The sequence below is a fragment of the Sphingobium sp. BS19 genome, from assembly GCF_027925545.1.
GTDB lineage: Bacteria > Pseudomonadota > Alphaproteobacteria > Sphingomonadales > Sphingomonadaceae > Sphingobium.
On record NZ_BSEF01000002.1, the window covers coordinates 35,299 to 46,753 of the forward strand.

The 11,455-nt window shown below is 60.0% G+C and carries 12 protein-coding genes and 1 tRNA gene; 6 read left to right on the top strand and 7 right to left on the bottom strand.

All coding sequences use genetic code 11. The annotated features are described in order from the left end of the window. Window positions 1–5: 5 nt before the first annotated feature. From QMG56_RS02590 to lexA, 6 genes are all read left to right on the top strand, one after another. Entirely contained in the window at window positions 6–590 is a 585-nt protein-coding gene (locus QMG56_RS02590; RefSeq protein ID WP_281821026.1) for an aminodeoxychorismate/anthranilate synthase component II, read from the top strand. 55 nt (window positions 591–645) lie between these two features. Further along, window positions 646–1,638, top strand: coding sequence for an anthranilate phosphoribosyltransferase (gene trpD, locus QMG56_RS02595; RefSeq protein ID WP_281821027.1), 993 nt, complete (start codon window positions 646–648; stop codon window positions 1,636–1,638). Then, entirely contained in the window at window positions 1,635–2,423 is a 789-nt protein-coding gene (trpC, locus tag QMG56_RS02600; protein WP_281821028.1) for an indole-3-glycerol phosphate synthase TrpC, read from the top strand. Before trpD ends, trpC begins: the two co-directional genes overlap by 4 nt. Next, window positions 2,420–2,893 (top strand): cyclic pyranopterin monophosphate synthase MoaC, encoded by a 474-nt coding sequence (gene moaC / locus QMG56_RS02605; RefSeq protein WP_281821030.1) that lies wholly within the window; start codon window positions 2,420–2,422, stop codon window positions 2,891–2,893. The genes trpC and moaC overlap by 4 nt, the downstream gene beginning before the upstream one ends. Next, entirely contained in the window at window positions 2,890–4,062 is a 1,173-nt protein-coding gene (locus QMG56_RS02610) for a molybdopterin molybdotransferase MoeA (protein ID WP_281821032.1), read from the top strand. The genes moaC and QMG56_RS02610 overlap by 4 nt, the downstream gene beginning before the upstream one ends. A gap of 219 nt (window positions 4,063–4,281) precedes the next feature. Continuing rightward, window positions 4,282–4,977 carry a transcriptional repressor LexA gene (gene lexA, locus QMG56_RS02615; protein ID WP_230188183.1) on the top strand — a complete coding sequence of 232 codons (696 nt, stop codon included), beginning with the start codon at window positions 4,282–4,284 and terminating at the stop codon, window positions 4,975–4,977. Window positions 4,978–5,004: 27 nt separating this feature from the next. Here the strand turns inward: lexA and QMG56_RS02620 are convergent, their stop codons facing one another. From QMG56_RS02620 to lon, 7 genes are all read right to left on the bottom strand, one after another. Further along, window positions 5,005–5,739, bottom strand: coding sequence for a hypothetical protein (locus QMG56_RS02620; protein ID WP_281821033.1), 735 nt, complete (start codon window positions 5,737–5,739; stop codon window positions 5,005–5,007). Further along, complete coding sequence (locus tag QMG56_RS02625; protein ID WP_230188232.1) at window positions 5,736–5,942, bottom strand: helix-turn-helix transcriptional regulator; 207 nt, start codon at window positions 5,940–5,942, stop codon at window positions 5,736–5,738. The genes QMG56_RS02620 and QMG56_RS02625 overlap by 4 nt, the downstream gene beginning before the upstream one ends. Beyond that, window positions 5,942–6,448, bottom strand: a complete 507-nt coding sequence (locus QMG56_RS02630) for a DUF2975 domain-containing protein (protein WP_230188181.1) — start codon at window positions 6,446–6,448, stop codon at window positions 5,942–5,944. The genes QMG56_RS02625 and QMG56_RS02630 overlap by 1 nt, the downstream gene beginning before the upstream one ends. A gap of 670 nt (window positions 6,449–7,118) precedes the next feature. Beyond that, window positions 7,119–8,168 carry a Glu/Leu/Phe/Val dehydrogenase dimerization domain-containing protein gene (locus QMG56_RS02635; protein ID WP_281821034.1) on the bottom strand — a complete coding sequence of 350 codons (1,050 nt, stop codon included), beginning with the start codon at window positions 8,166–8,168 and terminating at the stop codon, window positions 7,119–7,121. 121 nt (window positions 8,169–8,289) lie between these two features. Beyond that, window positions 8,290–8,366: transfer RNA gene (locus tag QMG56_RS02640), tRNA-His, on the bottom strand. 243 nt (window positions 8,367–8,609) lie between these two features. Beyond that, on the bottom strand, window positions 8,610–8,882 hold the full coding sequence (locus QMG56_RS02645; protein ID WP_230188179.1) for an HU family DNA-binding protein: 273 nt from the start codon (window positions 8,880–8,882) through the stop codon (window positions 8,610–8,612). 168 nt (window positions 8,883–9,050) lie between these two features. Next, window positions 9,051–11,447 carry an endopeptidase La gene (gene lon, locus QMG56_RS02650; protein WP_281821035.1) on the bottom strand — a complete coding sequence of 799 codons (2,397 nt, stop codon included), beginning with the start codon at window positions 11,445–11,447 and terminating at the stop codon, window positions 9,051–9,053. Window positions 11,448–11,455: the final 8 nt, after the last annotated feature.

Below are 11,455 nucleotides of genomic sequence, written 5' to 3' on the forward strand. Positions count from 1 at the left end.
CGGTCATGATCCTTGTCATCGACAACTACGACAGCTTCACTTGGAACCTCGTCCATTATCTGATGGAACTGGGGGCCGAAGTCGAAGTCGTCCGCAATGATGCCATGTCTGCCGGACAGGCCATGTCCTCCGGCGCAGAAGCGTTCCTGCTCTCGCCCGGTCCCTGCACCCCCAATGAAGCCGGGATCAGCCTCGACATCGTGGGTGCCTGCGCCGATGCGCGCAAGCCGTTGCTGGGCGTGTGTCTAGGCCATCAGTCCATCGGACAATATTTCGGCGGGCGCGTGGTGCGCGGCGGTCTGATGCACGGCAAGACATCGCCGATCACCCATGACGGCACCGGGCTTTTCGTTGATATCCCTTCGCCCTTTACCGCGACGCGCTATCACTCGCTCATCGTGGAGGATATTCCCGACTGCCTGCTCGTCAACGCCACCAGCGATGACGGATCGGTCATGGGCTTTCGCCATCGCGACCTGCCCATCCACAGCGTTCAGTTCCATCCCGAAAGCATTGCCACCGAGCATGGCCACGCGATGCTCGCCAATTTCATGACGGCTGCAGGCATGAAGGTCAAAGAGCGCGCCTGAGATTAAGCGGTTTATCGCTCGACAGGATTCGCGCGCTGTGGCTAAGGGAGCAACCATGTCCGCGCTTCCCGATCCGTCCCTGCCCCTAGATCCGGTTACCGCCGCGCAGGCTTTCGCAACCATGCTCGACGGCGGCTCGTCGGACGAAGACATCGCCCATTTCCTGATCGTCATGAGCGATAGGGGGGAAACCTCCATTGAGATCGCTGCCGCTGCCGAGGCAATGCGCGACCGGATGATCCCTATCTCCGCACCTGCCAATGCCATCGATGTGTGTGGAACCGGCGGCGACGGGCACCACACGCTCAACGTGTCCACCGCGGTAGCCTTGGTCGTGGCCGCCTGCGATGTGCCAGTCGCTAAACATGGCAACCGCGCCGCTTCGTCCAAATCCGGTGCGGCTGATACGCTCGAGGCCCTCGGCCTCGATCTGACCCGCGCCGCAGAACTTGCCGAACGCTCTCTGGCCGATCTGGGCATCTGCTTCCTGTTCGCGCAAAATCACCATCCTGCCCTCAAACGCCTTGGTCCGATCCGTAAGGCTCTGGCCCGCCGCACCATCTTCAACCTCATGGGTCCCCTCGCCAATCCGGCCAAAGTGCGCCGCCAGCTTATCGGCATCGCGCGCCCCGCTTACGTGCCGATCTATGCCGAAGCGCTCGCGATGCTTGGCGCGGACCGGGCGATGGTGGTCTCGGGCGACGAAGGACTGGACGAACTTTCCGTCGCAGGCGGCAACGACATTGCCGATATTACGAGTAGCGGGATCGTCTCCATGCGCCGCTGGTCGCCTACCGATGCGGGCCTTCCTGCCCATTCGATCGACGCCATCCGTGGCGGCGATGCCACCCACAACGCCGCTGCCCTGCGCGCACTGTTACAGGGCGAACCCGGTGCCTATCGCGATGCCGTCCTCTTCAACGCCGCCGCAGCGCTGATGGTCGCGGGCGCCGTGCCAGATTTGCCCACGGGCGTCGAAGAAGCTGCCGAAGCCATCAACAAGGGGCTGGCCAACGCCCTGCTGAACTGCTGGATAGCGTACACATGACCAACAAACTCACCGAAATCTGCGCAACCAAGCGCGAGGAAGTTGCCGCGCGCCGCAGCGCCATCGCCGTCGCAGACCTACACGATCGGGCGCTGCATCAGACCCCGCCCCGCGGCTTCCGTCAGGCGCTCGACCGCAAGGCCAGCACCCGCTACGGCCTCATCGCAGAGGTCAAGAAAGCCAGCCCCTCCAAAGGCCTCATCCGCGCCGATTTCGATCCAGCCTCCCACGCCGCCGCCTATCAGGCGGGCGGTGCGGCCTGTCTCTCGGTCCTGACAGACGCGCCCTATTTTCAGGGGCATGAGGATTATCTCATCGCCGCCCGCGCGGCCTGTACTCTTCCCGTCCTGCGGAAAGACTTCATGGTCGACCCCTGGCAAGTGCTGGAAAGCCGCGCCATCGGTGCAGACGCGATCCTCATCATCGCCGCCGCGCTCGACGATGCGCAGATGGCCGATATCGAAGATGCCGCCCTCGCGCTCGGCATGGACGCATTGGTCGAGGTCCACGACGCTGCCGAACTGGAACGCGCCCTCAAACTCAAATCGCGGCTCATCGGCGTCAACAATCGCGACCTGCGCGATTTCTCCGTCGATTTCGCCCGCACGTACGAACTGGTCGATCGCGCGCCGGAAGGCTGCACCTTCGTCGCCGAAAGCGGCCTCACGACACGCGCCGATCTCAACGCCATGGCGGAGCGCGGCGTCCGCTGCTTCCTCATCGGCGAAGCATTGATGCGCCAGCCCGATGTCGAAGCCGCCACCCGCGAATTGCTCGGCGCATGACAGGCCTCACCCATCTCGACGCCGAAGGCGCCGCTCGCATGGTCGATGTCTCGGCCAAGGCGACCACCGTGCGCGAAGCCGTCGCCACTGGCCGTATCGACATGATCCCCGAAGCTGCCGAGGCCATCGCGCAGGGACTGGTAAAAAAGGGCGATGTCCTCGCCGTTGCGCGCGTCGCCGGGATCATGGCCGCGAAAAAGACCGCCGATCTCATTCCCCTGTGCCACCCGCTCCCGCTCAGCGCCGTGACGGTAGACTTCGACCTCGACGACACCGGCGTCACCGCAAAGGCGACCGCCCGCACCGCCGCGCAAACGGGCGTGGAAATGGAAGCGCTCACCGCTGTCTCGGTCGCCCTGCTTACCGTATACGACATGGCAAAGGCGCTCGATAAGGGCATGACAATCCACAGCATCGCCCTGCTATCCAAAACCGGCGGCAAGTCGGGCGATTGGCACGCAGCACGATGAGCCTGCTCGCCGTAGCGGACGCACAGGCGCGACTGTTCGCGCTGGCCAGTCCGCTACCCCACGAGGACGCGCCCCTCGCCCATTGCACCAACCGCTGGCTCGCATCCGACATAGCCTCCCTACGCGATCAACCCTTCGCTGACCTGTCCGCGATGGACGGATATGCGCTCGCGGCGGGCGATGGCCCCTGGCATGTCACGCAGGAAAGCTGCGCAGGCGGCCCGCTCCCCCGACCGCTCGGCGCAGGCGAAGCCGCGCGCATCTTCACCGGCGCCGCCGTTCCGTTCGGCGCGGACGCCATACTCATCCAGGAAAATGCAACACGCGAGGGCGACACCCTTACCCCCGCGACCGACGACCCCTTGCCCCCCGGCCTCCACATCCGTCCGCGCGGATCGGACTTTGCCAGCGGCGATCTGCTCTTCCCCGCCGGAACCCGCCTCGGCCCGACACAACTCAGCCTCGCCGCGCTCGGCGGATACGGCGCGCTCCCCGTCCACAGACGCCCCCGCATAGCCATCTTGTCCACCGGCAACGAACTCGTGGCCCCCGGCGCGCCTATTCCGGCGGGCAAGCTGCCCTCCTCCAACGCCATACTCCTCGCCGCCATGCTCGCCGCGTTCCCCTGCGATGTCGACGATATGGGCATAATTCCCGATGATCTTGCCGCCATGACGTCAGCCTTCGATGCCCGCCACGCCGATATCATCGTATCGACTGGCGGCGCGTCAGTGGGCGATCACGACCTCGTCCGCCCTGCCTTCGCAGCGGCAGGCGGTACGCTCGACTTCTGGAAGATCCGGATGCGCCCCGGCAAGCCGTTGATCGCCGGAACGCTGGGCAGCGCGACCTTCCTAGGCCTTCCCGGCAATCCGGTATCTGCCTTCGTCACCGCAACCTTGTTCCTGCTCCCGCTCGTCCGTCATCTGTCCGGCGATCCCACGCCCTTGCCGCGCCTCACCACGGCGCCGCTGGCCACCGATCTGGGTGCCACCGGCACCCGCGACGAATATCTGCGCGCCCGGATGACGCAGGAAGGTGCCGTCGCCCTCACCGCGCAGGACAGCGCCGCCACCCGCGCCCTCGCCGCCGCCGATTGCCTGATCGTCCGCTCCGCAGGCTCCGCCGCCGCAGAGAAAGGCACCCCAGTCACGATCCTGCCGATATAATCGGCAATCGCGGCACGTATCGCCCTTGAGCATGTACCTGTTCCCCTGCGAAAGCAGGGGAACAGGGTCTCACGCGCAGTGCTTTGTTGCCCTCTGGCCCCCTGCTTTCGCAGGGGAACGGCATCTTGCATGTCCTCACGCGCATAATCGCCAAACGCTTGACGTGACCCCATGCGTTTCCTATACGTTCCCCGTCCGTTCCAAAGGATGAGGTCTGATATGCTAACGCCCAAGCAGCAAGAATTGCTCACGTTCATCCACAATCGCCTTGAGGAAGGCGGTGTTTCCCCGTCGTTCGAGGAGATGAAGGAAGCGCTCGACTTGCGTTCCAAGTCCGGCATCCATCGCCTCATCAACGCGCTGGAGGAACGCGGCTTCATCCGCCGCCTGCCCAACCGCGCCCGTGCGCTCGAAGTGCTGAAACTTCCCGAAGGACTGGAACGCGCGCGAAAGGCTGCTGCGCTGCTGGCCGCGACCCCTGCGGTCATTCCGCCCAAGGTATCCGTGCCGCATATCCCCATCGCCGCCAACGATGTGATCGAAATCCCGCTGCACGGTCGCATCGCCGCCGGTGTTCCCATCGAAGCGATGGAAGGGCAGAACATGCTGTCCGTCCCTGCGGCCCTGCTAGGTTCAGGCGAACATTATGCGCTGGAAGTCTCCGGCGACTCCATGATGGAAGCCGGCATCCTCGACGGTGACTTCGCACTCATCCAGCGTACGGAAGTTGCGCGCGACGGCCAGATCGTCGTCGCTCTCATCGACGATGCCGAAGCCACCCTAAAATATTTCCGCAAAGACGGCCCCCGCGTCCGCCTGGACCCCGCCAACAGCGCTTACGAACCGCAGATCTACAACGCGCAACAGGTCCGCATCCAGGGCAAACTGGCGGGGCTTCTTCGACGGTATAATTGATGGGTTGGCGAGATGCTGCTATTTCAGTTACTGTAGTTTAGCGTGCCTAACAGCGAACCGCGCTAAAGCATGCTCGGAAACAAACCAAGGTACGCCACAAACGATAGCGCTTAAGTATCCTACGACTATTGTGTCTGCCGCTAATACTATCCATCGTATTACGTGGTGTCCGTTCATTGCGACCATCATCAATGCGTAATGCAAAGTCATTATAGGCAGCAATGCAATTAGATTGAACGCTAACGCCCAAAGAAATACTGGTGCGACCTTTCGGGCTGAACGGACCGGACCGCCGCTCTGACCTATTGAAGCTGCTCGGCTCCAATCGGAAAAGAGCAGACTAAGAACAAATGAGATGATGCTAAGAATCATGACAGGTCTACCGAGCGAGGGCGCAAAAACGGGTAGCCAGATCGTTGGAAAGGTGATTGCAGCTTCGAAAATCAGCCAAGGCGTGAATGTCGCAATGCTTCGACCATCAAAACCGAAAGTTCGTTTGCCATCGCCCCATTCTAACCAGCGAATAACCCAATAGCGCGCTATCAGCACCGACAATATTTTCACGGTGCCGAACGCCATCCTGAGCATGCTATGCTCGTTTGCCTTGGCGCTGGCGAGATCGGCATAAAAGCCTTGGCTATACTCAGCGACGTGCTGCATCGCTTCGGTCACGATCGGTAAGCTGAATAGCACAGGGCAAGCAAAAGCATAGCGCCAGCAACGCACATAGACGCTCCGTAACGACCATAGCATGGCGTTCACTCCAGCTCGAAACTCAGCAAATCTCCCGGTTGGCAGCCAAGCTCCCGACAGATCGCTTCCAATGTTGAAAAACGGATAGCCTTGGCCTTGCCTGTCTTTAGGATCGAGAGGTTTGCCAGCGTGATGCCGACGCGATCTGCAAGGTCAGTGAGCGTCATGCGCCGCTGCCAGAGAAGATCGTCAAGTTGCACTCTGACAGGCATCAAACTGTACCCTCCAGTTCATCCTGCATAGCTGCTCCCTGTGTAAAAACATGGGCTAGAACAAAAAGAAGCAGTATCGCAATCCATCCGGTTGCAGACGGTCCCCAACCAAAAGGCGCGTGATTAACGAGATGGTTGATTGTGCGAATTGCAAAAGCGAAGCCGGTGTCAAGAATCTGAATTACTAATAAATACCACGCCATAGCTCGGAGCCGTGAGCCATTTGCCGACACAAACGGCTGACCTGCTACGACAGAATCAAGGATGCACAGAATTTGGCGGAAAATTCGATCTACGGCTACGCTGGTCGTAATGCCTATCAGTAGGATGGTCACAACAATCTGCTTAAGGGTGTCAGCGTTGCCCGGCAAAGCAACCCGTTTCACGCGATCTGCAGCAAGCGGAACGTCCAGCAGCACGCAAAGGACGGTTAAGGTGAAGAACGCAATTGCCACCCAATTGGCGAAGGTCAACACCACAATCGAAAGCCGAGTCGCACGCAGCATGACAATCCCGATGCCTGAAATTATTGAATATCGATATATCATGAATTGATAAACGGCAACCTCAGATATTCCCCTGTCCTACACACACCCCACTCCGCTAAACCCCGCCCGTGCTTAGCCCGTTGCCCTGCACGAAGTCCTTGTTCGCGTATCCCCTCTCGCCTCTGCGCTCATGACGCAAAGGCACGACAGCCAGGCGGCAATTTGACTGCACTATGTGCATTCTGGCGACATTCGTGCGGCCGAATAGGACCGCAGCGCCTCATGCTGCAACAACACTAAGTCTCTCAGGCGGGGAGCCTGTGGCTGGCCTGAGCCTGTGCGGCGAGGGAGAAATACAATGATGGCATTAGACGGTGCTGACCACATGATCCATCCCGTTCCCCGGCGAAGGCCGGGGAACAACCTAGAACCACAGTCCACCATGTTCCTGCGCAGACAGGAACATGGAAGCGCGCGCGTCGGGCTTCGGGAAGTTTCATCCGGGATCTAACCCCGGACAGCCACAATGGGTGGTGACGTAGTGGGGCCTTTGAGGCTTTCCGCGAAAATCTTCGCTCGCCACCCCTCCCTATGACACGCCCACGGGGAGGTAACGTAGTGTCACCTTTGTAACCTTCCGAGCATCGACAGCCCTCAAAACGAAGCCGCGCTCAACCGACCGACGCGCTTACCCGCGCCCGATCAGCTTCTGCGCCATCGCATCGGCGACATCGGCCGCCGGTCGGCCGCTTGCAGCACTCTCCGTCCAGATCGCGCGCAGCCGGTCGGGAATCATCTCGATCCGCCCGTTCACTTCATCTCGGTCGCCCTGCCCCAGATATTCAAGGGCGACGTTGATGATCCCGCCTGCGTTGATGACATAATCCGGCGCATACAGGATACCGCGCCCATGGAGCCGCGCTGCATCCGCAGGGGTCGCAAGCTGGTTGTTGGCGCCGCCCGCGACGATTCCCGTCTTAAGCAAAGGAATACTATATTCATTCAGGATCGCACCCAACGCATTGGGGCTGAACACATCCGCTTCCACGCCGATGATCGCCTCAGCTTCAACGGCCTCGCCACCCAGCTCCGCCGCCAGCGCCTTGGCCCGGTCGCTGTTCACATCGGCCAGCGTCAGCTTCGCGCCATCCTTGGCCAGATAGCGGGCAAGGCCGCCGCCTACGCTGCCAACGCCCTGAATGGCGACATGCACACCCGCCATGTCGCTTTTGCCCAAGGCGTGCCCGACCGCAGCCTTGACGCCCAGATAGATGCCATAGGCGGTGAACGGCCCCGGATCGCCGCCCGCATCACCGGCCGCGACCGGCAAGCCGGAGACGTGCCGTGTCCCCTTGGATATCGTAATCATGTCGCTTTCGGAAATGCCGACATCCTCCGCCGTCACGTAACGACCGCCAAGCGAATCGACCGCGCGCCCGAACGCTTCGAGCATTGCAGGCGTTTTGGTTTTCGCCGCATCTGCCAGGATCACGCCCTTTGCCCCACCCATGGGAAGCCCCGCCATGGCGTTTTTATAACTCATGCCGCGCGACAGCCGCAGCGCGTCGGTGATTGCGTCGGTCCGGTCGGCATAATGCCAGAACCGCGTGCCACCGGCACCCGCACCCAAAGTCGTGGAATGAATGGCGATAACAGCCGTCAGGCCGCTAGCCCGGTCACGAAACAGGTGGACACCCTCATGGTCGTCAAAGTCAGGCAGATCCCAGGCAGCGGTCATATGGTCCTCGTAATAAAATTACTGAACCACGCAATAATGCGCCGATGCGGGAAAAGCCACCCGAAAACGCGATGTGCCGCGCGCTTTAGCGCAGCGGCGTCATGCGCAAAAATAAAAATAATGGGGCGACCGATGGGTCTTGAACCCACGACCTCCGGTACCACAAACCGGCGCTCTAACCAACTGAGCTACGATCGCCACACCCGCGAATTGCGGGGAAGACGGCCCATAGGGCGCAGCGGACCCAACCGTCAAGTACGCATTTGCGGCCAATGCACGGCTTGTGCCGTCGAAGGGCCGAAAACGGAAAAAGCGGGGCACCGTGCCCCGCTTTTCTCCAGCCCTAGCCACACGTGCCAACCGCTCGGCGAGATTATCGCCGACCGCTCGTCACTACGACTGAGAGATGTTGCGCCTGTCGCCTTTCGTCGCAGCGGTCGTTTAGTTGACGGCGTCCTTAAGACCTTTGCCTGCCTTGAACTTGGGCTGGGTCGATGCCTTGATCGTCATGGTCTCGCCCGTACGCGGGTTACGTCCGGTCGACGCTTTGCGCTTGGTGACCGAAAATGTTCCAAAGCCTACCAGCCGGACTTCGTCGCCCTTCTTCAATGCACCGGTCACAGCTTCGAACATGCCTTCGACTGCCTTGATCGCATCGCTTTTGGAAAGGCCGCTACTGTCCGCTACTGCGCTAATGAGATCCTGTTTATTCATGTTCTGGGAACCCCTTGTTGGTTTGATCGTCGGGAATCGCGGGCTAGGCAGGCAATAAAGGCGCAGGATTTTGCCGCTGTCAAAGAGAAAGCGACAAAATCCTGCGCCTTGGAAGTTTCAAAGCTTCAAAATGCCCCTTTTCGAGACAATAGCCCGAAAAACCGGCCTTTAATGCCGCACTGCAACATCATTTTCCCCATTTCCAAGAGGACGTGGCTGCGCCGCGAGATCGTCTTCTTCAGTCCAGGTGATCGCTTCCAATGGCGTAATCAAAGCCCGCGCCAGCACTTCATCCACGTGGCTGACAGGAATGATCTCGAGCCCGTTAAGGATGTTCGCAGGAATCTCCGCGAGATCTTTTTCGTTCTCAGCCGGTATCAATACCGTTTTGATGCCCCCGCGCAGCGCCGCCAGAAGCTTTTCCTTGAGGCCACCTATCGGCAACACCCGACCCCGCAACGTAACCTCGCCGGTCATAGCGACGTCCTTGTGCACCGCGATGCCGGTCAGGGTACTGACGATGGAGGTAACCATACCGATCCCGGCAGATGGGCCGTCCTTGGGAACAGCGCCTTCGGGAAGATGGATATGGATATCCTTGCGCGTAAATATGCTCGGCTTGATGCCATAACCCGGCGAACGCGCCTTCACATAGGAAAATGCAGCCTGGATCGACTCGGTCATCACATCGCCGAGCTTACCAGTGGTCCGGATTGCGCCCTTGCCCGGCACGGTCACGGATTCGATGGTAAGCAACTCGCCGCCTACTTCGGTCCATGCCAGCCCCGTCACGGCGCCGATCTGGTTTTCTTCTTCACCCATGCCATGGCGGAACTTCCGTACACCTGCATAGTCCGCCAGATTGTCCGGCGTAATGACGACTTGGCTGTATTCACCTTCAAGGATCTTGCGCAGCGCCTTTCGCGCCAGTCGGGCAATTTCCCTTTCGAGCGTGCGAACGCCTGCTTCCCGCGTGTAGTAACGGATAAGGTCGCGAACGGCGGCTTCAGTGACTTCGAATTCGCCATCTTTCAGGCCATGCGCTTCAACCTGCTTAGCGATCAGATGGCGCTGAGCGATCTCAACCTTTTCGTCCTCGGTATACCCTTCCAGCCGGATGATCTCCATACGGTCGAGCAAAGCTTGAGGCAGGTTAAGGCTGTTAGCCGTCGTGACAAACATCACGTCGGACAGATCGACATCGATTTCCAGATAGTGATCCTGGAACTTACCGTTCTGTTCGGGATCAAGCACTTCGAGCAAAGCCGACGCAGGATCTCCACGGAAGTCCTGACCCAGCTTGTCTATTTCATCGAGCAGGAACAGCGGGTTCATCGTTCCCGCCTTCTTCAGGTTCGTGACGATCTTGCCTGGCAGCGACCCGATATAGGTACGGCGATGGCCGCGAATTTCGGCTTCATCGCGCACACCGCCCAACGACTGGCGCACAAATTCGCGGCCTGTCGCCTTGGCAATCGATCGACCGAGCGACGTCTTGCCAACGCCCGGAGGTCCGACGAGGCACAGAATCGGCCCCTTCAGCTTGTTGGTCCGTGCCTGAACCGCCAGATATTCGACGATCCGGTCCTTCACCTTTTCCAGGGCGAAATGATCGGCATCCAGAATTTCCTGCGCTTGCCGCAAGTCGTTCTTCACCTTGCCGCGCTTGCCCCAAGGCAGACCGAGCAACACATCGAGATAATTGCGAACGACCGTGGCTTCCGCCGACATCGGCTGCATCGTCTTGAGCTTCTTCAGCTCCGCCGTCGCCTTTGTCCGCGCTTCCTTGCTCAGCTTGGTCTTGGCGATCTTCTGCGCAAGTTCGGCCAACTCGTCGGCATCTTCACCTTCGCCATTGCCGAGTTCGCGCTGGATCGCCTTCAACTGCTCGTTGAGGTAATATTCGCGCTGAGTCTTTTCCATCTGCCGTTTTACGCGGCCACGAATTTTCTTTTCGACCTGCAAGACGCCAAGTTCACCTTCCATGAAGGCAAACACCATTTCCAGCCGCTTGACGGGATCGGCTTCCACCAGCAACGATTGCTTGTCAGCGACCTTCACATTGATGTTGGCGGACACCGCATCGGCAAGTCGACCAGCATCTTCGATCTCGCGCAACTGCACAGGCGTTTCTGCCGGCAGCTTCTTATTGAGTTTGGCGTAGTTTTCGAACTGCTCCGCAACGGAGCGCATAAGCGCAGACGCTTCCGGCGTGTCCGCAACGATATCTTCGATTACGACTACGCTCGCGGTTAGGTGGTCCGACAGGGTAACCAATTCGTCCAAACGCGCACGCTGTTTGCCTTCTACCAGAACGCGAACGGTGCCGTCTGGCAGCTTCAACAATTGCAGGACGGTCGCAATTACCCCAGTGTCGTACAAGGCATCGCGATCCGGATCGTCCTCCGCAGGATCAAGCTGCGACACAAGGAAAATTTCCTTGTCGGCTTCCATCGCCTTTTCGAGCGCCACGACGCTTTTGTCACGTCCGACGAACAACGGAACGATCATCTGCGGGAATACGACTATGTCGCGCAACGGCAACAACGGGTAATTGGTAGTCATGCTATCTC

Excerpts from the sequence above, each read along its gene's own strand:
- QMG56_RS02635 (WP_281821034.1), bottom strand. The coding sequence starts at position 8,168 with ATGACCGCTGCCTGGGATCTGCCTGACTTTGACGACCATGAGGGTGTC.
- QMG56_RS02610 (WP_281821032.1), top strand. The coding sequence starts at position 2,890 with ATGAGCCTGCTCGCCGTAGCGGACGCACAGGCGCGACTGTTCGCGCTG.
- QMG56_RS02645 (WP_230188179.1), bottom strand. The coding sequence starts at position 8,882 with ATGAATAAACAGGATCTCATTAGCGCAGTAGCGGACAGTAGCGGCCTT.
- QMG56_RS02590 (WP_281821026.1), top strand. The coding sequence starts at position 6 with ATGATCCTTGTCATCGACAACTACGACAGCTTCACTTGGAACCTCGTC.
- lexA (WP_230188183.1), top strand. The coding sequence starts at position 4,282 with ATGCTAACGCCCAAGCAGCAAGAATTGCTCACGTTCATCCACAATCGC.
- trpC (WP_281821028.1), top strand. The coding sequence starts at position 1,635 with ATGACCAACAAACTCACCGAAATCTGCGCAACCAAGCGCGAGGAAGTT.
- QMG56_RS02625 (WP_230188232.1), bottom strand. The coding sequence starts at position 5,942 with ATGCCTGTCAGAGTGCAACTTGACGATCTTCTCTGGCAGCGGCGCATG.
- lon (WP_281821035.1), bottom strand. The coding sequence starts at position 11,447 with ATGACTACCAATTACCCGTTGTTGCCGTTGCGCGACATAGTCGTATTC.
- QMG56_RS02630 (WP_230188181.1), bottom strand. The coding sequence starts at position 6,448 with ATGCTGCGTGCGACTCGGCTTTCGATTGTGGTGTTGACCTTCGCCAAT.
- moaC (WP_281821030.1), top strand. The coding sequence starts at position 2,420 with ATGACAGGCCTCACCCATCTCGACGCCGAAGGCGCCGCTCGCATGGTC.
- trpD (WP_281821027.1), top strand. The coding sequence starts at position 646 with ATGTCCGCGCTTCCCGATCCGTCCCTGCCCCTAGATCCGGTTACCGCC.